We start from the raw sequence: 22,547 nt of genomic DNA on the forward strand, positions 1-22,547 counted from the left end.
CCGACTGCAAGCTGTCCTTCCCCGGATTCCTGCAAGGTATCATAAAGGGGTGTCGGTCAACTCAGCGATCAGATCGACCAAGCGGTGTGAACCCGCTTGGTGCAGGAACCGTTTATAGCGCCAATGCCACCGAACCAGCAGCCAATGCCGCACGCCTCAAGAGTTCAAACGCGATGTGGCCCGCCCGATCTGGGCGAGCCTCTTGACTAGAAACCTTCGGGCAAAAGGCCCGCTGGCAAGTTCTGGTAGCACACTGGGCGCAGGAAACGCCGGATCGACAGGGTGCCGACCGAGGTTGCTCCGAAGTTGGTCGAGGCCGGGTAGGGCCCGCCGTGAACCATGCTGTCGGCCACTTCGACGCCGGTGGGGAAGCCGTTGACCAGCAGGCGCCCGGCTTTGCGTTCGATAATTGGCATCAGACGTCGTGCAGTGTCAGTATCCGCGTCGTCCATTTGCAGCGTGATCGTAAGCTGGCCTTCCAGCCCCTTCGCGAGGCTCTCCATCTCTTCGACTGAACCGGTCCGAACGACGAGGCCAAGCGGGCCAAAGACCTCTTCCCCAAGCTCGTGATCCTGCAAATAGGCCGCGCTATCCGTTTCATAGAGGTTGGGCAGGGCGTTGCGGCCTTCGCTGTCGGTGGACAGGCGCGGCTGCACGGCATTGCGCCGATCAAACCGGGCCTTGCCGTCGCGGTACGCCTGCGCGATCCCGTCTGTCAGCATCACCTGCGCAGGTGCGTCTTGCAGGGCTGCGGTCGCGGCTGCGACAAAACTGTCGCCTTCCGCGCCTTTCGGCACAACTGCGATGCCGGGGTTGGTGCAGAACTGGCCCGCGCCCATCGTCAGCGACCCGGCCCAGCCTTCGCCAAGGGCTTGGCCGCGCGCTTTACACGCCTCGGGCAACACGAACATCGGATTGACCGAGCCGAGTTCGCCGAAAAACGGGATCGGCTCGGGCCGGGCGGCGCAAAGGTCGAACAATGCGCGGCCCCCGCCAAGCGAGCCGGTGAAGCCCACGGCTTTGATAAGCGGATGCTGCACCAGTGCTTGGCCGACCGTGCGGTTGCCGCCTTGGATCAGGGAAAAGACACCTTTTGGCATGCCGCATTTTTCAATCGCGGCATGCACGGCCTCGGCCACGATCTCGCCCGTGCCGGGGTGGGCGGAGTGCCCTTTTACGACGACCGGACATCCTGCGGCCAGCGCCGCGGCGGTGTCGCCCCCGGCGGTGGAAAAGGCCAGCGGGAAGTTCGACGCGCCGAAGACGGCGACAGGGCCAATCGGGCGTTGGACCATGCGCAGCTCCGGGCGGGGCAGGGGCTGCCGGTCGGGCAGGGCTGGATCGACCCGCGTATCAAGGTAGTCGCCCTTTAGAATATGATCGGCAAAAAGCCTCAGCTGCCCTGTGGTGCGCCCGCGTTCACCGTTCAGCCGCGCTTCGGGCAGGCCGGTTTCGCGCGTGCCGATATCGGTGATGGCCTCGGCGCGGGCTTCGATTTCGTCGGCGATGGTGTTAAGGAATGCGGCCCGCGCCTCGCGGGTGCTATAGCCGTAGGACCAGAAGGCAGCCTCTGCCGCTTCGCAGGCCTGATCGACGAGCGCCCTTGTCCCGACGCTGAAATCAAGCGCCGGACCGCTTGCGGGTTCAGAGGCAAAGGTCTGGTCAGAGCCGATCCATGTGCCGGCGATCAAATGTTTACCATGCGGGGTGAAGCTCATGCTGCTGTCTCCTTTTGCGAATTGCGGACCATCTTGCAGGCGATCTCAAACGCGGCGCGGGTGGCCCCGACGTCGGCTGTGCCTTGGCCTGCGATGTCGAATGCCGTGCCATGCGCCGGGGTGGTGACGGGCACCGGCAGCCCGCCTTGAACGGTCACGCCGCGGTCAAATCCCAGCAGTTTAAGGGCGATCTGGCCTTGGTCGTGATACATCGTGACCACGGCGTCGATCTCGCCTTTCGTGACCTTGAGAAAGACTGTGTCTGAGGGCAGGGGGCCGGTCACAGCCATCTGACCGCCTGCCATGTGACGCACTGCGGGTTCGATCACGTCGATTTCCTCACGGCCAAAGTTGCCGCCGTCCCCGCCATGGGGGTTGAGCGCTGCAACGGCGATGCGGGGTCTGGCGTGGCCGGCTTGCCGCAGGGTGCGGTCGATCAGACGGGTGGCTTCTTGGATGCGGTCGGGGGTGATCGCGTCGGCCACGTCCCGCAGGGCGATATGGCTGGTGACCCGGCTGGTCCACATATCGTCGAGTGTGTTGAGTTCGGAAATATAGTTGGTCACGCCGAGCTTTTCGGCGATGTAATGCAACTCATCGGAATGCCCGATCCCGGCCATATGCATCGAGGCCTTGTTGAACGGGGCGAAGACAATCGCGTCGATCACCCCCTCCTGCACAAAGGCGAGCGCTTGGTCGAGGACCCGTAGCGTGGACCGGCCCGAGGCTTCGGTGCTTTGGCCAATGACGACATCCTCGGCCGCGATGGTTTCCATCTCATGCAGAGCGATTGGCGCATGCGCCGTCCAATCCTGTGCCGCCGCGTTCACCGTAGTCATCGTGTGGTCGTACCCGGCTTGGCGCTGCCCCATCTCAAAGACGTGACGGTCGCCGATCAGCAGGATCTGCGCCTGATCGCAGCAGTCATCGGCCAGCAGCCGGGCGACAAGTTCCGGCCCGATGCCGCTGGGGTCACCGGGGATAACACCAATTCTTGGGGTCATGTTCACTCCGTTTCTGTATTGTGGTCCTTGGCTTTGCCGTCTTCTTGCAAAGCGTTTTTGGTATTGGTGACGGCCGAGGCAAGGTGATGGCGCAGCGCCTCGGACGTGGCTTTGGCGTCGCGCCGCGACAGGGCGTCGACGATGGCGCGGTGTTCGGCCAGGGTCTGGCCGCGGCCCGAGCGACGTTGCGAGGATTGAAACCGCGCCCGCCACAGCCGCGCATTGAACTTAAGATGCGTATCGATCAGCGGGGCATTGCGGCTTGCCTGCACGATGGCTTCGTGCATCTGCATATCGAGGCGAAAGGATTCCAGCGGGGAAAGCGTGCTGTCTCCCGCCTCAATCTGGCGCTGATACTCGGCCACTTGAGCGATCTCGGCATCGGTGATGCAGGCGCAGGCCAACTCCCCGGCCAAGGCTTCGAGCGCGCCCATAACGATCAGGTTCTGTTCGATCTCATCCAGCCGGGGATTGGCCACCTGCGGTCGACGGGTGACCGAATATTCGATCAACCCGTCCTGTTCGAGAATGGTCAGCGCACGGGTCAGGGGGGTGCGGCTGATGCCCAAGGCAGCGGCCAGATCACGCTCCGAGATATGCGCCCCGGCGGGCAGTTTCTCTAGCAAAATCAACTCGCGCAGCTTGTCGGCGGCCACCTCTACCAATGTGGCGCGGGGCCGCGCGAGGGCAAGCTCGCCCGTGTCGAGGTCTGTGATGTCGGTCTTCTTGCTCATGTCATTTTCCCCAGCTCAGCAACACCGGCTCAAGCGGCCGGATCAAGCGGAGTAGGGACTCTCGTGTCTGAGGATGCAATGGGGCAATCGGGTGACGACAGAATTCCGAGCGGATCACCCCGCCTTCAACCATTGCCGCTTTGGCAGACCGAAAGCCGCATTGACGGTTTTCATGGTTCACCGCAGGCAAGACGCGGGCATAGGCATCGGTCGCGGCCCGAAGATCGCCAGCCGCGAAATGGTCGATCACCGGTTTGATCTGGTCAGGGATCATGGCGCTGGTCATGGCGCCAGTGGCCCCGGCTTCGAGATCAGCGAGCAGCGTGATCGCCTCTTCTCCGTCGAAAGGGCCTTCGATGGCGTCACCGCCTGCCGCAATCAGATCACGCAGCTTGGTCGCGGCCTGCGGGCATTCGATCTTGAACAGACGCACTTCTTCGATCTCGCGCGCCATGCGCACCAGCAGGGGCACCGGTAGGTCCACCCCCGAAAGCGGCGCATCTTGCACCATGATCGGGATGCCGACTTCTCCCACTTGGGCAAACTGCTCAAAGCTCTGTTCCGCCGAGCCCTTCAGCAATGCGCCATGGTAGGGGGGCATCATCATGACCATTGCGGCACCATGGTCTTTGGCGTGCTGCGCACGGGCCACGGCGATTTGGGTGGCGTAGTGGCTGATGGTGACGATGACGGGCAGCCGCCCATCCATATGCTTGAGCGATACCTCCGTCAAAAGGCGGCGTTCCTCATCGGTGATCAGGAACTGTTCAGAGAAGTTGGCGAGGATGCAAATGCCATCGCTGCCCTGATCGACCATACAGTCGATCACACGTTTCATGCCCTCATAGTCGACCGTGCCGTCATCGTTGAACGGGGTGGGGGCGACGGGCCAGATGCCGGAGTATTTGGTCATTCTGTGATCTCGAAGTTGGAAAGATGTTTGTCGGAAATGGTGATGCCGAGGCCGGGTTTGTCGTCTTCAAGCTGCAAGAACCCGTCCTGCGCCTCGGGGTCGCCTTCGAAGATGTAGTAGAACAACTCATTACCGACCTCGACATCGAAGACCGGGAAGTATTCGGACATCGGACAGTTAATATTGGCCATGGTCAGGTGATAGTTATGCATCTGCCCGGCATGTGGGATGACCGGGATCTGCGCCGCCTCGGCGATGGCGTTGATCTTTTGCGCCGCCGTGATGCCGCCGACGCGGTTGGTGTCATATTGCAGTACGCTGACCGCGCGGCGATTGATCAGTTCGGCACAACCGATCACGCTGTATTCATGTTCGCCGCCCGAGATTGGGACGATCCCCATGGCGTTCAACTCGGCATAGCCTGCCACATCGTCGGCGATCACCGGCTCTTCGAGCCAGCGCGGCTCGTATTTCGCCAGTTTGGGCAGCATCCGCTTGGCGTAGTCGAGGTTCCAACCCATGTAGCATTCGAGCATCAGGTCTTTGTCATAGCCGATCACCTCGCGCAGCGCTTCGACCCGTTTGAGGTTTTCACGCATGCCTGCCATGCCGTCCTTCGGGCCAAAGCCAAACCGCGTTTTAAACCCGGTGTAGCCGTGCTGCATCGCCTCTTCCGCTTCCGCCTGCATGCTTTCGACAGACCCCGCGTAAAGCTTGGAATAGTAGACCGGGATTTTCTCTTTGGTGCGCCCGCCCAAGAGTTTGAACACGGGTTTACCGACCAGTTTGCCCATCAGATCCCAGATCGCGATGTCGACGGCCGAGATCGCGGTCATCCCGACCCCCTTGCGGCCCCAAGCGTGGCTGCGGCGGTACATTTTCTCCCACAGATAGGCGTAGTCGAAGGGGTCTTCGCCAACGACCAGCGGGGCGAACCATTCGTCGATTGCCTGTTTCACAAGGGTAGGGGCCAAGGCTGCATTGCCGATGCCGATTGTGCCGTCTTCTGTCTCAATCTCGCAGGTCAGCCACTGGTGAAAACGAAAGCTCGCCATGGCATCGCCCTTAATCCAAAGGGCATCCGACGCATTGGTGCAGAAATTCCCCGAGGGGGGCACGGTCGGCCCTTTCCAGTTCCAGACACGGGTGCGGACGGATTTGATCTTAGTCATCAGGGCCTCTCTTTTTTCGCTGTTTCTCGTTCTGCCGGACACTTCCGAAGACGAATCATGTTGACATCACTCTTAGCATCATATTGGAGTTTTGGAATGCCAAAATGCTAAAGCGCCAAATTACGGAGGGGAAGAAATGAAATATGACCGACTGCACAAGCTGCCGCGCGTTCGTGGCTCATTTCCCGATAGGCAAAGGTGCAAAGGATGCGGCAGAACTTTCTTAACCAACGGAGGAGATACGATGAAAACCCTTACAAAGAGCCTGAGCGCCAGTTTGGCCGCTGCGACCTTTGCACTTGTGACACCCGTGGCCGCGGACACCTATGTGGTGGCCGTGGGTGCGGCGTCGAACAGCCTGCAGGGCAAAAGCGCCGCACGCTTTGCCGAACAGTTGCAAGAGCAACTGGGCGACGCCCACACGGTGGAATTCTATGCCGATGCACAGCTCGGCAACGAAAAGGAACTGATGCAAAAGCTGCGTCTGGGCACCGTGGATTTCACGCTGATCTCTTCCATCATGACCAACGTTGCGCCCGAATTTGCGCTATTTGACATGCCGTTTCTGGTGCAGGATCGCGCGCACCTAAAAGCAATCGACGCCGAAATCGTGCAGCCCGATTTGGCCCCACTGGCGCGCAAAGCCGGGCTTGAAGTGCTCTCGACTTGGGAAAACGGTTTCCGCCAGATCACCAACAACGCTCGCCCGATCAACACCCCCAGCGATTTGGAGGGGCTCAAAATCCGCACGCCCTCTTCTGAATGGCGGGTTTCGATGTTCAAAGAATGGGGCGCAAACCCGACGCCGATGTCTTTCTCTGAAGTGTTCGTCGCCCTTCAAACCGGCACAATGGACGGGCAGGAAAACCCGCTGACCAATATTGTCGGCGCGAATTTCCAAGAGGTGCAGGGCTACCTGAGCCTGACTGGCCACGTCTATTCACCTACCTATCTGACCACCGGGGCCGAAACCTGGTCGAAACTTCCCGATGAGGTCAAAACCGCCGCGACCGAAGTTGCCGCAGCCGTTCAGGACTGGTCGCTGAACCAGGGCGAAACCGCCGACGGTGAACTGGTCGAGAAGGTCCGCGCAGCGGGGGTAGAGGTCAATGAGGCTGATAAGGCCGCCTTTATCGAAGCCTCCGCGCCGATCTACGCTGCCTTCTCCAGCCAAGTGCCGGGTGGCGACGCGCTCGTCTCGCGCGCGCAAGAACTGGCTAAGTAAACGCAGCTTCGCCCCGGTTGGCATGGGCTGGCCGGGGCCACTCAGAACAGGAGACAGGCATGGTCGCTAAGATCGAGCGTTTACTTCTTTGGGCAATCGAAACGGTTTGCCTCGCGCTGTTGGTGACACTGGCGGGAGCGGTCGTTTATTCGACCACCATGCGTTACCTCGGTGCATCGCCCGCATGGTACGATGAGATCGCCAGCGTCCTGCTGGCTTGGCTCACCTATTTCGGCGCTGCCTATGCGGTGTTCATGCGCCAACACATGGGCTTTTCGGGCATCGTCATCGCCTTGCCGAAATCTGCGGCCATCGTGCTGACATTATTTTCCGAGCTGCTCGTCATCATTTATTTCTCCGTCACAGCTTATTACGGCAATGCCGTGTTGGCAGTGGCGAAATGGGATTCCCTGCTGTCTTTGCGCTGGATGACCTTGGACATCGTGCAATCGGTGATCCCGATCGCTTCGGTCTTGATGATCATCGGCACCCTCTTGACCTTGCCGCGCGCCCTGCGCTTGGCCGCGCAAGGGATTGATCCCGAACATGCAGAAATCGACAAAGCCATCGCCGAGGCCGAGGCCGAAACCGCCACGCTCGACCTAAAGGACACCGCCAAATGATCCTCCTTTACACCACCATTGCCCTGATCACCCTGATCTTGATCAACGTGCCCATCGCCGTCGCGATCGGGGTGACCTCTATGGCGGGCTTTCTGCTGACCTCCGGGCCAGACGCTTTCTATGACATGGTGATCAAGCTCTATTCCGGCTCGACCTCTTTTCCGCTGATTGCCATTCCGCTGTTCATTCTGGCGGGCAATTTGATGAACACCTCCGGCATCTCTCTGCGGCTGATCAACTTTGTCACCGCGCTGATCGGCTTTATCCGCGGCGGGCTGGGCATGGTAAACATTGGCGTGTCGATGGTTTTTGCCGAGATCTCTGGCTCGGCTGTGGCCGATGTGGCGGCGACCGGCACCGTCTTGATCCCCGAGATGAAGCGGCGCGGCTATTCGCGGACATTGGCGGCGGCGATCACATCCTCTTCGGCATCGCTTGCCATCATTATCCCGCCCTCGATCCCGATGATCCTCTACGGGGCCATTGCCGAAACCTCGGTGATCAAGCTTTTCGTTGCGGGGGTCGTGCCCGGGCTTTTGGGGGCCTTTCTCTTGATGACGGTGACCTATGTGCTGGCCGTCCGCTATGACCTGCCGCGTGCCGAGAGCTTTGATCTGGGCCATGTGGGCCGGACCTTCAAAGAGGCGTTCTGGGCCTTGACCATGCCGGTCATCATCCTTGGCGGTATCTTTTCTGGTCTTGTCACCGCCACCGAAGGGGCGGGGCTTGCGGTTCTGGCGGCCTTGGTGATCGGGCTGTTCATCTACCGTGATCTGGATGTCTCGCGGCTCCGCAAAACCATGCTCGAAGGCGTCAGCCAGACTGGCGTGGTGATGCTGCTGGTGTCCACCTCCGCCGCCTTGGGGTTGTTCCTGACCCAAGCGCAGGTGCCGCAAACCTTGGCGGCCCAAATCACCGAAGTCACCACCAACCCGCTGATCGTTCTGGCGCTGTTGAACCTGCTCTTGCTGGTCTTGGGGATGTTCCTGCATGGGGCCGCCGCGATCATCTTGGTCGTGCCGGTGGTGATGCCGCTGGTCAATGCGGTGGGGATTGATCCGATACACTTCGGTATCATGGTAACGCTGAACCTTGCCATCGGTCAGCAGACCCCGCCTGTGGCATCGGTGCTTATCACCTCCTGCTCCATCGCCCGCGCGGGCATCTGGGAAACGTCGCGCACCAACTTGCCGTTCATTGCCGTGCTGGCGTTTGTCCTGCTCTTGGTGACCTATGTGCCCGAAGTCTCTCTCGCGCTAACGCACTACCTTGATTGAGCAAGATCAATGCATTCTCGGGTGGGCGATCCTGCCCGGGATTGCATGCGTTTTGCTGGGACTACGATGGTTTCGCCTCCCGGCGCGGCCATCATCCCTGCGGTGATTGCCTGCATATTTGAAAGGGTTCTGCTTAGATGCAGCACCCGGCTTCGACCCCCAGCAAGGCTGTTTTGCAATCCGGCCGCTGTGTCATCTGGGTGAGCAAGGCCGCAGAAGCTGCGGGCCCACGGCGCGCCTAGGCCCGCAGCAACCCTGCCAAAACAAACGGCATTTTCCGCCTCTGTCACAAATGTTTTGCATTGTCAGGCCACAAGGGGCCGCAATGCGTCGAAGTATAAATTGACCAAATGGTCTAACGCGCGCATTCTGCCGACAATTAGTACACTAGAAAGAGGATTTCCCATGACACGAACCATTCTGCTGGCCGGCACGATGCTGGCGGGGCTTGCCTCCGTGGCCCAAGCCGACACGCTACGTCTTTTGACATGGGGCGGCTACGCACCTGAGGACGTGGTCGCGAAATTCGAAGAAGAGACCGGCCATACCGTCGAAGTCACGAAATCCAACAACGAAGAGATGATCGCCAAGCTGCGCGCCACTGGCGGCGGTGGTTTTGACCTCGCTCAGCCGTCGCAAGACCGCATCATGGGCCCGCAGATGGAATTCGGCATCTACAAGCCGATTGATGTCTCCAAGCTGAACAAAGAGCTTTTCATCACCTCCATGCTCGATTCGACCATGGCGAACACCACCGTGAACGGCGACGTTTATGGCGTGCCGCATGTCTGGGGCACCTCCGGTCTGGTGATGAACACCGCCGAAGCGGGTGACACGGTCAAGGATTACACCGATCTCTGCGCGCCGGAAGTGGCGGGTAAGGTTTCTTACCGTCTCAAGCGTCCGACCCTGATCGGTTTCGCTTTCGCGATGGGCGAAGACCCCTTTGCCGCCTATGGCGACGAAGCCAAATACGCCGAGATCATGGGCAAGGTCGAAGCCAAGCTGATCGAATGCAAAGAGAACGTCAAAACCTACTGGGGCGGCGGTGATGAGCTGATGAACCTGCTGCGCTCGGGCGAAGTGACCGCGTCGATGGCATGGGATACCGGCGGCTGGAAGCTGAACGACGACAATGCTGATCTGACCTTCGTGGCCCCGGCCTCGGGCGCTCTAGGCTGGATCGACACCTTCGTTCTGCCCGCCAAAGGGCAGGCCGATGATGTGGCTTATGAGTGGATCAACTTTGTCATGCAGCCCGAAGTCGCGGCGATGATTACCGCGGCGGCAGGCAACTTCACCGCCTCCGCAGGCGCAGATGAGTTTGCCGAAGACAGCCTGAAAGCCAAGTATCAGGCCAGCTTCCCCCAAGAAGCCATCGACAACATCAAATGGTATCCGCCGGTGCCCGCCGGTCTGGAAACGATCGAAGGCGAAGTGCTGGACCGCGTCCAAGCTGCCAACTGATAACTGACCCTACGAGCGGCACCCTCACGCTGAGGGTGTCGCTTCTTTATACGGAATTCACATGACCCCAGATCTGGAATGCGTCGACCTCGTTAAGCGGTTCGGCGATACCACCGCTGTTAACAACGTCTCCTTCACGGTGCCGCCCGGCAGTTTCTTCTCCATCCTCGGGCCTTCGGGCTGCGGCAAGACGACGATCATGCGGATGATCGCGGGGTTTCTCGACCCGACCTCTGGTGACATTCGGATCAAGGGCGGATCGGTGCTCGATACGCCGCCGAACAAACGCCCGGTGAATATGGTGTTCCAGCATCTGGCGCTTTTCCCGATGATGACGATTGCCGAGAATATCGGCTACGGGCTGCGCCGCCGTGGCATGCCCAAGGCCGAGATTGCGCGTAAAGTCGACGAGGCGCTCGACCGGATCGGCCTGCCGGGCATCGGCGCGCGCAAGACGGATGAGCTTTCGGGCGGTCAGAAGCAACGGGTCGCCATCGCGCGTTGCATGGTGCTGGAGCCGGACGTGCTGCTGCTGGATGAGCCGCTGGGGGCGCTGGACCTCAAGCTGCGCGAACATATGAAGGTTGAGCTGAAGGCCCTGCAAGCCGCCTTTGACACGACATTCGTCTATATCACCCACGACCAATCCGAAGCGCTGGTGATGTCCGATCAGATCGCGGTGATGAGCAATGGCCAGTTCGAGCAGGTGGGCCGGGGGCAAGACCTCTACTATCGCCCCGAGACGCCCTTCGTCGCCGGTTTTATCGGCGAATCGAACCGCTGGAAGGGCAAGATTGAGCGGGTTGAGGGCGACACCCTGCAACTGCGCACCGACAGCGGGCTTGCAATGCGGGCCACCGGCGCGGGCCTTGCCCAAGGCGCACGGGCCGAGATCTTCGTGCGGCCTGAATCCATCCGGCTGGCCGCCAGTGCCGATGCGCTGTCGGGCTTTGACAATCAACTGACGGGCACTGTGACCAGCCTGCTGTTCAACGGCGCGGCTTCGCGCGTGTTGGTACAGGATGACGTGGGTGAGACGCTCGAAGTCACGCTGCCGCAATCAGGTGAATTCTCAAGCCTGCATCGCGGCGATGCGGTGCATATCGGCTGGGGCGCGGGGCAGGCGACCTGCTTTGGGGTCGCGTGATGCGCAGCCAATCCCGACTGACATTCTACCTGCTGCTGACGCCCTTGGTGCTGTGGCTGGGGCTTTTGATTATCATCCCGCATATCGACATGCTGCTGATCTCTCTGCGCGAACGCATCAGCTTTGGCGTCTATGAAACTAGTCTGGCGCAATATGAAAAGGCGTTGACCGAACCACTTTACCTACGCACCTTTTGGCGCACGGCGGTGATGTCGGTGCTGGCAACCGCGCTCACGCTGCTGATCGCCTTCCCAGTGTCTTATTACATCGCCAAGATGGCCAAGGGGCGGTTGCAGCAGGTGCTTTTCCTACTCTGTCTGATCCCGTTTTACGTCTCCGAACTGGTGCGCACCTTCGGCTGGATGATCCTGCTGCGCGAGACCGGTCTCGTTTCGAACCTGTTGCAATGGGTGGGGCTGGCGGACCGTCCGGTGGAACTGCTTTATACCGATGCTACGATGATGGTGGGGCTGGTCTATACCTCCATGCTTTTCATGGTGGTGCCGCTTGTCACCACGCTGGAAAGTCTCGACGACAGTGTGATCGAGGCGGGCTATGATCTGGGCGGCAGCGGGCTTTCCGTCCTGCGTAAGATCATCATCCCCCATGCCATGCCCGGCATCGTATCGGGCTGTATCGTGGTCTTCATGCTGAGCTTGGGCAACTATCTGACGCCGACGATGCTGGGCGGCAAGGACAGCCTGTGGTTCACCGAAATGATCTATAACCAGTTCATCGTGCGCTCCAATTGGGAGCTGGGCGCCGCCTTTGGCTTTATGCTTTTGGTGCTGTCTTCGGTGATCGTCTGGGGGATGCTCTGGCTCACGGGCCGGACCCTCAAGGAAACGATGGGGTGATCCAATGATCCCGACAATCCCGCAATCGCGCAGCTTTCGCATCCTGTATGGTGGCTATGTGGCGCTGTTTTTTCTCTATCTGGCCCTGCCGCTGACCGTGGTGGCGGTATTCGCCTTCAACGACAGCCAGTTTCCGTCTCTTCCGTGGGAGGGATTCACGTGGAATTGGTTCTTCGGCGAGGAGCGCCCTCAGATCGGCGTCTTTCATGAACGTGGCATCCTGCGGTCGGTGGGCACATCGGCATTCGTGGCGCTTTGCGTGGCGATCATGTCGGTTTGCGTTGGCACGACGAACGCCTTTCTGTTCAACCGCTATGAGTTTCGCGGCAAGGGGTTTCTCTATGTGCTGATGCTGCTGCCGCTGGTGATCCCCGGCATCGTGCTGGGCATCTCGGTGCTGGTGTTTTCCTCCACGCTGGCCAATGGCGTCTGGGACATGGCGCAGATCGACATTCAGGCGCTGCGCCCCGGTCTGCTTTTGGTGATCCTGGGGCAGTTCAGCTTTATCACCACAATCGCCACGCTAGTGATCTCGGCCCGCTTGCAGAAGTTTGACCGCACGTTGGAAGAGGCGGCGCTGAACCTTGGCGCGGACCGGCTGACGGCGGTGCGCACGATCACGCTGCCGTTCCTTGCACCCGCGATGATCGGAGCGGTCGTGGTGGCGTTTCTCATGAGCTTTGAGAACTTCAACACAACGCTGATGCTCGTGGGTTCTGACGCGCCGCTGACCATCGCCATGTTCGACCGGTTGAAAGAAGGCTCGACCCCGCTGCTGAACGCCGTGTCGCTGTTGTTGATGCTGGGCTCATCGCTTTTGGCGCTGATGGTGATCCTGTTTCAAAAACGGAGCTAAGACTTCGGCAGGCCCGCGCTGGGCCTGCCGCTCTCTGGTCACAGCGTCTGCCGTACCGCTTTACTGAATCTCTCTAATAGGTCGGGGTTTTCGGCAAGCGTGCGCCGCAGCGACCGCGGCAGTTCAAGCTGAACGCCTTCGCCTGTGCGGGTGCGGTTGCAGATGTTCGTCTCATGCACGCCGGGCAGGGTGGTGTTGGGCGCCGCGTCAAACCCCGCGTCGCGCAGGGCAGCGCCGATTGCATCGCGTAGGGCTTCGGCCCGCCCGCCAAGCCAAACCGTTTCGGTGCCATCATCCTTGCGCCCATGGATCGCCACGGCCAACGTCGCCCCCGCCACAAGCTCCAACGCCTGCGGCTCATCAAAGCGGTGCGAGGTGATGTGGAAATCCCCATGCGCCCCGGCTTTCAGTGCCTCGAACAGATAGTAGGAATAGTCGCTTCCCGCGATAGCCTCAGCGATCAACGAAGTCTCCGGCTCAATCGTGCCGCCATGGGGCGCGAGGATGATCACCGCGCTGCCTCGATCCTCGGCGCGTATCTGGTAATCATCATCGCGCAGCATCTCGGCAGAGAGGTCGGCATAGTTCTGGAAACGATCCGTCATGAAATGGCTCCTATCGGCTGGGGAGGGCGATCAAACGTCGAGCTTGCGCACCGTTTTAGAGATAAGCCCGTCTTTCCGCTCCAGAAACACGATCTCGCCAAACTCGATCTCCTGCCATTCATCCCCATCTTCGGTCAGCGGCTCGGAGGCAAAAATCGCCGATTCGGCTTCGCCCTCGGGGCAGGGGTCGACCTTATAGGAGTCCGCATGATCCTCAAAGTTCGCGCCTGTCAGGACATAGACCGGTTCAAGCAGCATAGAGAGGGGTAAGTCCTCGTCGCGCAGTTTCTTCCAGTCGCCGGTCACATCGGTCTCGCCGTCATGCCCGCAGCCATAGTTTACGCCGATAATACGATCTGAACTGACAAGCGCGATTTTTAGCTTGGTCAATGCCGCCAGATCAAGTTTTCGCGCGGCCTCACAAATGACCCGCAACAGTTTTTCAAATCCGCGCTGCACATCGTCATCGCTGTCGCCTTCCAGCAATGACAGCAGCAGCACATAAAGAAATTCCGTATCCGTCGTGCCGCGCATCTGGGTGAGGTATTGATCTTTGCAATGGGGCAGGAGCTCACGTTGCAACTGCCGCCAATGGGGCAGGGCACCGTTCTGCGCGATGATCCACGGGGTATGGTCAAAGGAAAACGGGTGGCAGTTTTCATCGGCCTGCACGACGCTGGCGTCATAAGAGGCCGCGCGGATATGCGACAGCATTGTATGGGCCTGTAGGCTGGGGATTAGGGTCTTGGCATTGTCGTCGTGAAAGGCCGCTTTGGGCCGGTGATAAAGCAGCGGCGCGTCGGGTTTCAGCAGATGGTCGCTCCAGGCCGCAAAGCCCCAACCGGCCAGTTGCAGGCTGGGGTGCAGTTCCGGATCAAGGCTCTGGTTCAGCAAGCTGTTCTCAGGCGCAAGGAGCAGCGCGTCAATTGGCAGTTCAGGTCCGATATAGGCGAGGAAGCGGCACATGGTTTTCCTTACTCTTGAGATATTTCAGTGGCTTTCACGAAGGGTGTGAAGGCCTGAGATAGAGTGAACTTAGAGTAAATCGACCCATGTGCCGGACGGGGGGCGATTTCTTCGCCGGAGGGGCGAAGGGACGCTGGGGGCAAGTTTTTAGGAATGCCCATGCGGGCGGGGCCACCGTGTCGGCGGAATGGGCGGCGCTCCAAACGCGCCACCCTCAATCTGACCTATCGCTCAGATGTCTGAGATATAATCCGCCGAGACATAGCCTTGCACCTCTGGCGCATCGGCCAAGGACACCCGGCACCAAAGCTGGCCAATCTCGGTCACACAATCGCGGCGGTTCAGGACGGTGCCATCGGGCAGGCCCATGATGACCCCGAAATCAAGCCCGGGCCCAGACCGCAGCTTCAAAAGCTCGTTTGGCCCGGTGCGGTGAACCATCACTTGGTCGGCGGCGATGCCTGCGCAACCTGCGACGAAGATAAGGGTGGAAACTGCTGCGAATGTAATGCTGCGCATGATCTGCCTCTCTTTTGTTTTCTCACCTCATAGATCGAAAACCGGGCTGATCCTAGCCGCCTTATCCTGCCGTTTCCCTACACTGCTCCAAGGCGCGTTTCAGGGAATGCTCATCATAGGGTTTCATCAAGCTGACATAGCGCGCGCGCTCGGTTTCGCCTTCGGCATATTCCCGCGGATCGGCTCCCGATGCGATGATAACGGCAATCTCTGGCCGCAGTTGCGTGACGTGCTGCACCAGATCCATGCCAGAGCCGTCGGGAAGGCCGAGATCGGTGAACATGATGTCGAACCGCTCGACCTCAAGGCTGCGTTCGGCGGCGGCGACGCTGTCGGCTTCGGTCACGGCATAGCCCAGATCGGCAAGCATATCCGCGGTCGCCATGCTGATCAGCGCATCGTCTTCAACCAGCAAGACTTTGAGCGCGTCATCGGGGGCGCTGTGCGCGTCTTCCTGCGCCATGTGGGCGGCATCGGTGCTGGATTGGCGAGAGAGAATCTCATGAATTTTCAGCGCCAGCCGCTCGCGGGTGTAGGGTTTGCTCAGCAGGTCGACGCCTTCGTCCAGCCGCCCGGCGTGGACAATCGCGTTCTGGGTATAGCCCGAGGTAAAGAGCACGCCAACATTCGGCAGATGCGCCTTGGTCTCGCGGGCAAGCTCGGGGCTGCGGATTTTGCCGGGCATGACCACATCGGTAAAGAGCAGGTTGATCTGCACACCGCTTTTGACGATCGCCAGCGCGCTATCGGCGTTCTCGGCGGTCAGTACGCCATAGCCAAGGTCGCGCAGCTGATCGACGGCGGTCTCGCGCACGGCGGCGTCGTCTTCGACCACAAGGATCACCTCACCGCTGCCCGTGGGCGTTTCGGTTGCGGCGGGCAGCGGGGCGCTTTCTTCCTGGCGCTGCGTGCGCGGCAGATAGACTCGCACGGTCGTGCCTTGGTTCTCTTCGCTGTAGAGTTTGATATGTCCGCCGGATTGTTTGATGAAACCGTAGACCATGCTGAGGCCGAGCCCGGTGCCTTCGCCCGTGTCTTTGGTCGTGAAGAAGGGGTCAAAGACCTTTTCCATGATCTCCGGTGCGATGCCTGAGCCGGTATCGGTGATTGCCAGCATGACATATTGGCCGGGGGCCACATTCGGGTGGCTTTGGGCATAGGCATCGTCAAGCGCGGCGTTGCCCACTTCGATTGTCAGCTTGCCGTGGTGGGCCATCGCGTCGCGCACATTGATCGCAAGGTTCAGGATCACGTTTTCCAACTGCGCCGGATCGACAAGACAGTTCCACAGCCCGCCCGAGATCACTGTCTCGACCTCAATCCCCTCGCCAAGGGTACGGCGCAGCATGTCGTCCATGCCCCGCACCAATCGGCCAAGGTTCTGCGGCTTTGGTTCCAAGGGCTGCTGCCGCCCAAAGGCGAGCAGTTGCGCAGTCAGCTTTGCCCCGCGCGACACACCCGCCATGGCGTTGTCGACAAACCGCCGCTTGCCGTCGACCTCGGCCAGTTCCTTTGACAAAAGCTGAAGGTTGCTGCCCACCACCTGAAGCAGGTTGTTGAAATCATGCGCGATGCCGCCAGTGAGCTGGCCCACGGCTTCCATCTTTTGCGCCTGTACCAACTGCGCCTCAAGCCGGTCCCGTTCGGCCATGGCCTCTTCGATCTTGGTTTTCAGCGCGTTGTTGAACTCAATCTCGGCATTGCGTGCGCGCAGTTCCTCGCGCAGGTCGCGGACCTCGATCACTGTGCCCACAGTCTTGCCCGTCTCATCCTTCATCGGCGAGGCGGTAAAGCCTACGGGGTAGAAACTGCCGTCCTTATGGACAAAAGTTTCTTCGCCCTGCGTCTGGTGATTTTCCGGAAAAGCGCGGTCGATGGCGCAGTCTTCGATCGGGAAATGCCGCCCGTCGGGGTGGGTGTGATGGATCACGTCATGCAGCGGTCTGTTGACGGTTTCCTCAAATTTATAACCGGTCAACTCTTCGGCTGCGCGGTTCATGAAGACGCATTGCTGTTTGTCGTCCATCATGAAGATGGCCATCGTGGTGTTGCTCAGGATCGCGTCCAGCCGGGCCGAGACTTTGGTCAGCGCCGCGTTGGTCTCTTTCTGTTTGGTGATGTCCTGAATGGCCGCATAAAGGACCTTTTCGCCCTCGGTTGAGATCAGCTGCAAATGGGTCAGAACGCAGTACCGCGAGCCGTCCTTGCGCTGGTGGACCGTCTCATATTCAAGCGTGGCCGTCTTGCCGTTGATCAGCGGCTCAACGAGGTCCAGAAACGCCTCGCGCGACAGTTCGGGCTTGATGTCCCACGCCGCCATGCCGCGCAGCTCTTCCATCGAATAGCCAAGGTTCTCCCGCGCGCCGCGATTGGCGAGGGTGAAGGTAAAGTCTTCGACTGAAAACAGGTAAACTTCGCTGGCCGCGTCTTCGACGATCTGCCCAAGGCGATCGCTCGCCAATCTCAATGCTTCTTGCACCATTTTCCTCAAGCTTGTCGGTCGCTGGACCCGGCTAAATTCGACCTGCAAGATGCAGGGTATATGTAACCTAGTCTTATGAAGCGACAAGACGAGCGCAAAAAGCACATTCTTTCAAGGGGCGGGTTTTCGCGCAGAAAAATGCGGGCCAGCACCCGCCAAGATTGGCGGATGCCGGAGAGGGTGAAAGGCTACGCGACCCGGTGGCCCATGGCATAGACCGACCGCAGGATCGGCGCGTCTTTCATCACCTCGAACAGGATCAGATCAGCCCGCGCGCCCACGGCAATCTCGCCCCGGTCGGTCAGGCCTACGTGATGCGCGGGCGTGCGGGTGACGGTCGCCAGCCCCCGCGCCATATCGCCCCATAGATTGCCCAGTTGCACCGCCCCCAGCAGCAGGGCCGCGGGGACATAGTCCGACGACAGGATGTCGAGCAGGTCCAGTTCCGCCAATTCCTTTGCCGCCACATTGCCCGAATGCGACCCCCCGCGCACGAGGTTCGGCGCGCCCATGATCGTTGCGATGTCTTGGGCGTGACAGGCCTCTGCCGCCGCGCGGGTGGTGGGGAATTCGGCCAAGCGCACGCCGTGGGCGTGGCTGGTCGCGACCTGCTCGGCCGTGGTGTCATCATGGCTGGCCAGCGCCGAGCCATAGCGCGCCGCCGCCGCCACCGCTGCCGCCTCATGCTTCGCGCCAAGCCGTTCCTGCAACCCGTGCAGGAAGGTGACGTAATCGCCGAAATCCTCACGGGGCAGACCGTTCTTGCCGCAGACGTAATCCTCGAACTTTTGCACATCGCGGAACTGGCGCTGGCCCGGCGTGTGATCCATCAGGCTGACGATGCCGACCTTGTCGTCGGGGCCGAACTCGGCCAGTTCCTCCTCTAAAGTTTCCGAACAGATTTCGGCGCGCAGGTGGATATGGTGGCTGATCGCCAGCGCCCCGCTGTCGCGCATCATCAGAATTTCATCGGCCATGTCGCGGGCGTATTTCCCGTAGCGTTTGCGCCCCGCGTCCGACAGGATCGACCCCACCCGGATCGCGTCGAAAACTGTGGTGATCCCGGTGCCCGCCAACTCGCGGTCATGGGCGATGATCGCCGCGCGGTGCGGCCAGTCGACCTTGGGGCGCGGCTTCATGTGGCGCTCAAGGTTATCGGTGTGGAGTTCGACCAGCCCGGGGGCGAGGTAGCCGCCCTCGCAATCGACCGCTCCTTTGGGCAGGGCGGTGCCTTCCGCGATATCGGCGATCACCCCGTCACGCAGCACGACGCTGCCGGGGATCACCGCATCGGGCAGGATGATTTTGGCATTGGCGAGAATGGTTTCTTTTGTCATGTGAACGTCACGCTTGTTGCGCATCTTTGGATGCAGGGAGAAGATGAATGAAGTTCGACCGCTATGCGATCTATTACACGCCGCAGGGCAGTTTGGCCGAGGCTGGGGCCGCTTGGCTGGGCTGGGATGTGGCACGCGGGCGCGCCGTTGCGCACCCAGAGGTCGCCGGGCTGGACGTGGCCGCCCTGACGCAGACGCCGCGCAAATACGGGCTGCATGCGACGATCAAGCCGCCCTTTGTGTTGGCCGAAGGCACCACGGCTGACGGGTTGCTGGCCGAGTTTGAGGCGCTTTGCACGCGGCTTTCGCCGGTCACGCTCGACGGGCTTGCGCTCACCCCGCTGGGCCGCTTTCTGGCGCTGACGCCCGAGGGGGACACCGCTGCACTCAACGCCATGGCCGCCAAGGTGGTGCGCGGCCTCGACACGTTCCGCGCGCCCCCTTCCGAAGCCGATCTGGCCCGCCGCCGCCAAGCCAACTTGACGCCTGCACAAGAGGCGAACCTCACCAAATGGGGCTATCCTCACGTGATGGAGGCGTTCCGCTTTCACATCACCCTGACCGGCAAGCTGCCCAAGGGCGATCTGCCGCAGGTCATCGCAGCGCTGGCCCCCTATATCACGCCGCATCTGCCGCAGCCCTTTATTCTGGACAGCCTGACGCTGGTGGGGCAGGCCGAAGACGGTATGTTCCACGAGGTTCACCGCGCCGCCCTCTCGGGATAGAGCGCCGCCAACGCCTGCGCCACGGTCTGCTCCAAGGGGCCGGAGTTGTCGATCTCCATCGCGGTAATATGATCGGGCAGGACGCGCTCGGCCCGTGCCAGACGGGCGGTGATCTCCTCCTCCGTCTCGCGCCCACGGCCCCGCAGCCGCGCGGCCAAGACTTGAGGGGAGGCGGTGAGCGACAGCACCTCGAACCGCGCAAACCGCAGTTTGGCCTCGGTCAGCACCCCGCGTGAGAGGTTGGCGAGCACATCGCGCCCCTCAACCAGCGCCGTCTCGACGGCGATGGGAATGCCGTAGTGCAGCCCATGCGCGGCCCAACTCAGGGCAAAGGCGCCATTTGCTTCGAGCCGCAGAAACTCCTCCTCGCTGATCCCTTCGAAATCCTCGCCTCCGGCCTCACCGGGCCGGGTGATGGCGCGGCGGGCGAGGAAGAGGTCGGGCAGGGTTTCCGCCAGTCCTTCCATTACACTATCCTTGCCGACGCCGGAGGGGCCTACGACTGCGATAAAACGCCCGCTCATGCGGCCAATCCGGGGGTGAAACGGGTTACGTCCACTTCGCGGTCGCAGATTTGATCGCGGGCGGCCTCATCATGGAAGATGCCCAAGATCGCCGTGCCGCGGGCCTTGGCCTCTTCGATCAGCGCCAGCACCGTGGCGCGGTTGGTAGCGTCGAGGCTCGCCGTCGGCTCATCCAGCAGCAGGACGGGGTAGGGATGCGCAAAGCCGCGCGCGATGTTCACCCGCTGCTGCTCCCCGCCCGAAAAGGTCGTGGGGCTGAGCTGCCAGAGCCGCTGCGGAATGTTGAGCTGCGCCAGCAATTCTCCGGCCCGCGCCCGTGCCTCGGTCTCGCTGCTGCCCACCGCGCGCAGCGGTTCGGCCACGACATCCAGCGTCGCTACCCGTGGCACGACGCGCAGGAACTGGCTGACATAGCCCAGTACATGGCGGCGCAGGTCCAGAATCTCACGCGGAGCGGCATGGGCGACATCCAGATCGCCCACCATGACCCGGCCCGAAGCGGTCAGGTAATTGCCATAGATCATCCGCATCAGCGTCGATTTCCCGGCGCCCGACGCCCCGGTCAGCGCCACGCATTCGCCGCGCGCCACGGTCAATTCGCCGCCGCGCATCACCGGGATCACCGCCGCACCTTGGTTGTGCAGGGTGAAGGATTTGCTTACATTTTCCACGCGTATCATGGGTTCAGCCTTGTTTAACCTATTGTTAACGTTTGTCATTTTTTTCGCGTGCGAAACATTTCCCTGCACCGTCAAACCTGTAGAACGCTAGAGACCAAAAGCTGCGTATAGCCGTGCTGCGGGTCGTCCAACACCTGATCCGTCAGCCCGGTTTCCACCACATGGCCGTCTTTCATCACCATCAGCCGATCCGCCAGCAGCCGCACCACCGCCAGATCATGGGTCACGATGATGGCGCTCAGTCCCATCTCGCGCACAAGCCCGCGTAACAGGTCGAGCAGCCGTGCCTGAACGCTCACGTCCAGCCCGCCGGTGGGTTCGTCCATGAAAACCAATCGTGGCCCGGTCACGAGGTTGCGGGCAATCTGCAAGCGCTGCTGCATCCCGCCAGAGAAGGCCGAAGGCCGGTCGTCGATCCGGTCTTCGTTGATCTCCACCCGGCCCAGCCAATCGGTGGCGCTGGCGCGGATGTCGCCGTAGTGCCGTGCGCCCACGGCCATCAGCCGCTCGCCCACATTGCCGCCTGCGCTGACGTTCATGCGCAGCCCGTCGCGCGCGTGTTGGTGCACAAAGGCCCAATCGGTGCGCGATAGCATCCGGCGCTCCGGCTCGCTCATCGTTACCGTGTCGCGCAGCCCATCGGCGCGGGTGTCGAAACGCACCGCCCCGCGATCAGGCGTCAGATGCCCCGCCAGCGTGTTCAGCAGCGTCGACTTGCCCGAGCCGCTCTCGCCGACGATGCCCATCACCTCACCGGGGTAGAGATCAAAGCTGACATCAGTGCAGCCGATCCGCGCGCCATAGAATTTCGCGATGTTTTCAACTTGCAGCAAAGGAGTCATGCCATGCCCTCCAACACAGGGGCCGCATCCGCGCCGCGATGCCCGGCGGCCTGACGGGCCGCGCAATAATCGGTGTCGGAGCACATGAACAAGCGCCCCCCTGCGTCATCGACGATCAACTCATCCAGATAGCTGTCTTCGGCCCCGCAGAGGCCGCAGGGATGGTCGGCCTTGCTCGCCTCAAAGGGGTAATCCTCGAAATCCAGCGAGACGACCTGCGTATAGGGCGGCAGCGCATAGATCCGCTGCTCACGCCCTGCGCCGAAGAGTTGGATCGCGGCCATTTCCAGTTTCGGATTGTCGAATTTCGGGATCGGCGAAGGGTCCATCACATAGCGCCCCTCGACCTTGACCGGATAGGCATAGGCCGTGGCAATCGCGCCGTGTTGGGCGATGTCCTCGTAGAGTTTCACATGCATCAGCCCATATTCCTCCAGCTCGTGCATTTTGCGGGTCTCGACCTCCGAAGGTTCAAGAAAACGCAGCGGTTCGGGGATCGGCACCTGATAGACCAGCACCTGATCTTCGCGCAGCGCGGCTTCGGGGATGCGGTGCCGGGTTTGGATGACGCTGGCCTCGGTCGTGGCTTCGGTCACGGCGACCCCGGCGGTCTTTTGAAAAAAGCGGCGGATCGAGACGGCGTTGGTCGTGTCATCGGCCCCTTGGTCGATCACCTTGAAGGTATCCTCGGGCGTCAGCATGGCGGCGGAGACCTGCACCCCGCCCGTGCCCCAGCCGTAAGGCATCGGCATCTCGCGGCTGGCAAAGGGCACCTGATAGCCGGGGATCGCCAACCCTTTCAGGATCGCGCGGCGGATCATCCGTTTGGTCTGCTCATCCAGATAGGCAAAGTTGTAGTCGTTCATGCCCCGGT

General features: G+C 61.1%; 22 protein-coding genes. 8 read left to right on the forward strand and 14 right to left on the reverse strand.

Features of this window, described 5'->3' with window-relative positions; all coding sequences use genetic code 11:
- Window positions 1–206: 206 nt before the first annotated feature.
- The 5 genes from O4H31_RS06370 to O4H31_RS06390 are packed head-to-tail and all read right to left on the reverse strand — an operon-like array spanning window position 207 to window position 5,541.
- Window positions 207–1,718, reverse strand: a complete 1,512-nt coding sequence (locus O4H31_RS06370; protein ID WP_269343886.1) for an aldehyde dehydrogenase (NADP(+)) — start codon at window positions 1,716–1,718, stop codon at window positions 207–209.
- Window positions 1,715–2,722, reverse strand: coding sequence for a 4-hydroxythreonine-4-phosphate dehydrogenase PdxA (locus O4H31_RS06375; protein ID WP_269343888.1), 1,008 nt, complete (start codon window positions 2,720–2,722; stop codon window positions 1,715–1,717). The genes O4H31_RS06370 and O4H31_RS06375 overlap by 4 nt, the downstream gene beginning before the upstream one ends.
- 2 nt (window positions 2,723–2,724) lie before the next feature.
- Window positions 2,725–3,456 carry a GntR family transcriptional regulator gene (locus tag O4H31_RS06380; RefSeq protein WP_120350525.1) on the reverse strand — a complete coding sequence of 244 codons (732 nt, stop codon included), beginning with the start codon at window positions 3,454–3,456 and terminating at the stop codon, window positions 2,725–2,727.
- A gap of 1 nt (window position 3,457) precedes the next feature.
- A complete protein-coding gene (locus O4H31_RS06385) occupies window positions 3,458–4,369 on the reverse strand; it encodes a dihydrodipicolinate synthase family protein (RefSeq protein ID WP_269343893.1) in 912 nt (303 codons plus the stop codon).
- On the reverse strand, window positions 4,366–5,541 hold the full coding sequence (locus O4H31_RS06390) for an L-rhamnonate dehydratase (protein ID WP_269343895.1): 1,176 nt from the start codon (window positions 5,539–5,541) through the stop codon (window positions 4,366–4,368). Before O4H31_RS06390 ends, O4H31_RS06385 begins: the two co-directional genes overlap by 4 nt.
- Window positions 5,542–5,785: 244 nt before the next feature.
- Here O4H31_RS06390 and O4H31_RS06395 point away from each other — a divergent pair, with 244 nt between their 5' ends.
- The 7 genes from O4H31_RS06395 to O4H31_RS06425 all read left to right on the forward strand — a co-directional run bounded on the left by O4H31_RS06395 (window position 5,786) and on the right by O4H31_RS06425 (window position 12,993).
- Entirely contained in the window at window positions 5,786–6,766 is a 981-nt protein-coding gene (locus O4H31_RS06395; RefSeq protein ID WP_269343897.1) for a TRAP transporter substrate-binding protein, read from the forward strand.
- 59 nt (window positions 6,767–6,825) lie between these two features.
- A complete protein-coding gene (locus O4H31_RS06400; RefSeq protein ID WP_120350529.1) occupies window positions 6,826–7,389 on the forward strand; it encodes a TRAP transporter small permease in 564 nt (187 codons plus the stop codon).
- The gene (locus O4H31_RS06405; protein WP_269343900.1) at window positions 7,386–8,666 is read left to right on the forward strand and encodes a TRAP transporter large permease; all 1,281 of its coding nucleotides are present in this window, start codon (window positions 7,386–7,388) and stop codon (window positions 8,664–8,666) included. The genes O4H31_RS06400 and O4H31_RS06405 overlap by 4 nt, the downstream gene beginning before the upstream one ends.
- A 405-nt stretch (window positions 8,667–9,071) precedes the next feature.
- A complete protein-coding gene (locus O4H31_RS06410; RefSeq protein ID WP_269343902.1) occupies window positions 9,072–10,133 on the forward strand; it encodes an extracellular solute-binding protein in 1,062 nt (353 codons plus the stop codon).
- Between the two features lie 61 nt (window positions 10,134–10,194).
- Window positions 10,195–11,280, forward strand: a complete 1,086-nt coding sequence (locus O4H31_RS06415; protein ID WP_269343904.1) for an ABC transporter ATP-binding protein — start codon at window positions 10,195–10,197, stop codon at window positions 11,278–11,280.
- Window positions 11,280–12,137 (forward strand): ABC transporter permease, encoded by an 858-nt coding sequence (locus O4H31_RS06420; RefSeq protein ID WP_269343906.1) that lies wholly within the window; start codon window positions 11,280–11,282, stop codon window positions 12,135–12,137. The genes O4H31_RS06415 and O4H31_RS06420 overlap by 1 nt, the downstream gene beginning before the upstream one ends.
- A 4-nt stretch (window positions 12,138–12,141) precedes the next feature.
- Entirely contained in the window at window positions 12,142–12,993 is an 852-nt protein-coding gene (locus tag O4H31_RS06425) for an ABC transporter permease (protein WP_120350533.1), read from the forward strand.
- Window positions 12,994–13,031: 38 nt separating this feature from the next.
- Here the strand turns inward: O4H31_RS06425 and O4H31_RS06430 are convergent, their stop codons facing one another.
- The 5 genes from O4H31_RS06430 to O4H31_RS06450 form a co-directional block, all read right to left on the reverse strand.
- Window positions 13,032–13,598, reverse strand: a complete 567-nt coding sequence (locus O4H31_RS06430; protein ID WP_269343909.1) for a poly-gamma-glutamate hydrolase family protein — start codon at window positions 13,596–13,598, stop codon at window positions 13,032–13,034.
- 30 nt (window positions 13,599–13,628) lie between these two features.
- Window positions 13,629–14,564 (reverse strand): class II glutamine amidotransferase, encoded by a 936-nt coding sequence (locus O4H31_RS06435; protein WP_269343911.1) that lies wholly within the window; start codon window positions 14,562–14,564, stop codon window positions 13,629–13,631.
- Between the two features lie 231 nt (window positions 14,565–14,795).
- On the reverse strand, window positions 14,796–15,083 hold the full coding sequence (locus tag O4H31_RS06440; protein WP_259982115.1) for an SH3 domain-containing protein: 288 nt from the start codon (window positions 15,081–15,083) through the stop codon (window positions 14,796–14,798).
- A gap of 61 nt (window positions 15,084–15,144) precedes the next feature.
- Window positions 15,145–17,544, reverse strand: coding sequence for a PAS domain S-box protein (locus O4H31_RS06445; protein WP_269343916.1), 2,400 nt, complete (start codon window positions 17,542–17,544; stop codon window positions 15,145–15,147).
- A 209-nt stretch (window positions 17,545–17,753) separates the two neighbouring features.
- Window positions 17,754–18,902 carry an alpha-D-ribose 1-methylphosphonate 5-triphosphate diphosphatase gene (locus O4H31_RS06450; protein ID WP_269343918.1) on the reverse strand — a complete coding sequence of 383 codons (1,149 nt, stop codon included), beginning with the start codon at window positions 18,900–18,902 and terminating at the stop codon, window positions 17,754–17,756.
- Between the two features lie 47 nt (window positions 18,903–18,949).
- Between O4H31_RS06450 and O4H31_RS06455 the strand changes: the two genes are divergently transcribed.
- Entirely contained in the window at window positions 18,950–19,627 is a 678-nt protein-coding gene (locus O4H31_RS06455) for a DUF1045 domain-containing protein (RefSeq protein ID WP_269343920.1), read from the forward strand.
- Here O4H31_RS06455 and phnN read toward each other — a convergent pair.
- From phnN to O4H31_RS06475, 4 genes are all read right to left on the reverse strand, one after another.
- A complete protein-coding gene (gene phnN, locus O4H31_RS06460) occupies window positions 19,603–20,151 on the reverse strand; it encodes a phosphonate metabolism protein/1,5-bisphosphokinase (PRPP-forming) PhnN (RefSeq protein WP_269343922.1) in 549 nt (182 codons plus the stop codon). The two genes, O4H31_RS06455 and phnN, sit on opposite strands and share 25 nt — an antisense overlap.
- A complete protein-coding gene (phnL, locus tag O4H31_RS06465) occupies window positions 20,148–20,831 on the reverse strand; it encodes a phosphonate C-P lyase system protein PhnL (protein WP_269343924.1) in 684 nt (227 codons plus the stop codon). Before phnL ends, phnN begins: the two co-directional genes overlap by 4 nt.
- A gap of 71 nt (window positions 20,832–20,902) precedes the next feature.
- Window positions 20,903–21,673: a phosphonate C-P lyase system protein PhnK gene (gene phnK, locus O4H31_RS06470; protein ID WP_007117460.1), complete on the reverse strand. Its 771-nt coding sequence runs from the start codon at window positions 21,671–21,673 to the stop codon at window positions 20,903–20,905.
- On the reverse strand, window positions 21,670–22,539 hold the full coding sequence (locus tag O4H31_RS06475) for an alpha-D-ribose 1-methylphosphonate 5-phosphate C-P-lyase PhnJ (RefSeq protein WP_269344140.1): 870 nt from the start codon (window positions 22,537–22,539) through the stop codon (window positions 21,670–21,672). Before O4H31_RS06475 ends, phnK begins: the two co-directional genes overlap by 4 nt.
- Between the last annotated feature and the right edge of the window lie 8 nt (window positions 22,540–22,547).

Origin of the sequence: Sulfitobacter dubius, from assembly GCF_027214245.1 — a bacterium.
GTDB lineage: Bacteria > Pseudomonadota > Alphaproteobacteria > Rhodobacterales > Rhodobacteraceae > Sulfitobacter > Sulfitobacter dubius_A.

Bases quoted from the DNA above. Each gene is read 5' to 3' on its own strand.
- O4H31_RS06370 (WP_269343886.1), bottom strand. From the start codon at position 1,718: ATGAGCTTCACCCCGCATGGTAAACATTTGATCGCCGGCACATGGATC.
- O4H31_RS06375 (WP_269343888.1), bottom strand. From the start codon at position 2,722: ATGACCCCAAGAATTGGTGTTATCCCCGGTGACCCCAGCGGCATCGGG.
- O4H31_RS06380 (WP_120350525.1), bottom strand. From the start codon at position 3,456: ATGAGCAAGAAGACCGACATCACAGACCTCGACACGGGCGAGCTTGCC.
- O4H31_RS06385 (WP_269343893.1), bottom strand. From the start codon at position 4,369: ATGACCAAATACTCCGGCATCTGGCCCGTCGCCCCCACCCCGTTCAAC.
- O4H31_RS06390 (WP_269343895.1), bottom strand. From the start codon at position 5,541: ATGACTAAGATCAAATCCGTCCGCACCCGTGTCTGGAACTGGAAAGGG.
- O4H31_RS06395 (WP_269343897.1), top strand. From the start codon at position 5,786: ATGAAAACCCTTACAAAGAGCCTGAGCGCCAGTTTGGCCGCTGCGACC.
- O4H31_RS06400 (WP_120350529.1), top strand. From the start codon at position 6,826: ATGGTCGCTAAGATCGAGCGTTTACTTCTTTGGGCAATCGAAACGGTT.
- O4H31_RS06405 (WP_269343900.1), top strand. From the start codon at position 7,386: ATGATCCTCCTTTACACCACCATTGCCCTGATCACCCTGATCTTGATC.
- O4H31_RS06410 (WP_269343902.1), top strand. From the start codon at position 9,072: ATGACACGAACCATTCTGCTGGCCGGCACGATGCTGGCGGGGCTTGCC.
- O4H31_RS06415 (WP_269343904.1), top strand. From the start codon at position 10,195: ATGACCCCAGATCTGGAATGCGTCGACCTCGTTAAGCGGTTCGGCGAT.
- O4H31_RS06420 (WP_269343906.1), top strand. From the start codon at position 11,280: ATGCGCAGCCAATCCCGACTGACATTCTACCTGCTGCTGACGCCCTTG.
- O4H31_RS06425 (WP_120350533.1), top strand. From the start codon at position 12,142: ATGATCCCGACAATCCCGCAATCGCGCAGCTTTCGCATCCTGTATGGT.
- O4H31_RS06430 (WP_269343909.1), bottom strand. From the start codon at position 13,598: ATGACGGATCGTTTCCAGAACTATGCCGACCTCTCTGCCGAGATGCTG.
- O4H31_RS06435 (WP_269343911.1), bottom strand. From the start codon at position 14,564: ATGTGCCGCTTCCTCGCCTATATCGGACCTGAACTGCCAATTGACGCG.
- O4H31_RS06440 (WP_259982115.1), bottom strand. From the start codon at position 15,083: ATGCGCAGCATTACATTCGCAGCAGTTTCCACCCTTATCTTCGTCGCA.
- O4H31_RS06450 (WP_269343918.1), bottom strand. From the start codon at position 18,902: ATGACAAAAGAAACCATTCTCGCCAATGCCAAAATCATCCTGCCCGAT.
- O4H31_RS06455 (WP_269343920.1), top strand. From the start codon at position 18,950: ATGAAGTTCGACCGCTATGCGATCTATTACACGCCGCAGGGCAGTTTG.
- phnN (WP_269343922.1), bottom strand. From the start codon at position 20,151: ATGAGCGGGCGTTTTATCGCAGTCGTAGGCCCCTCCGGCGTCGGCAAG.
- phnL (WP_269343924.1), bottom strand. From the start codon at position 20,831: ATGATACGCGTGGAAAATGTAAGCAAATCCTTCACCCTGCACAACCAA.
- phnK (WP_007117460.1), bottom strand. From the start codon at position 21,673: ATGACTCCTTTGCTGCAAGTTGAAAACATCGCGAAATTCTATGGCGCG.
- O4H31_RS06475 (WP_269344140.1), bottom strand. From the start codon at position 22,539: ATGAACGACTACAACTTTGCCTATCTGGATGAGCAGACCAAACGGATG.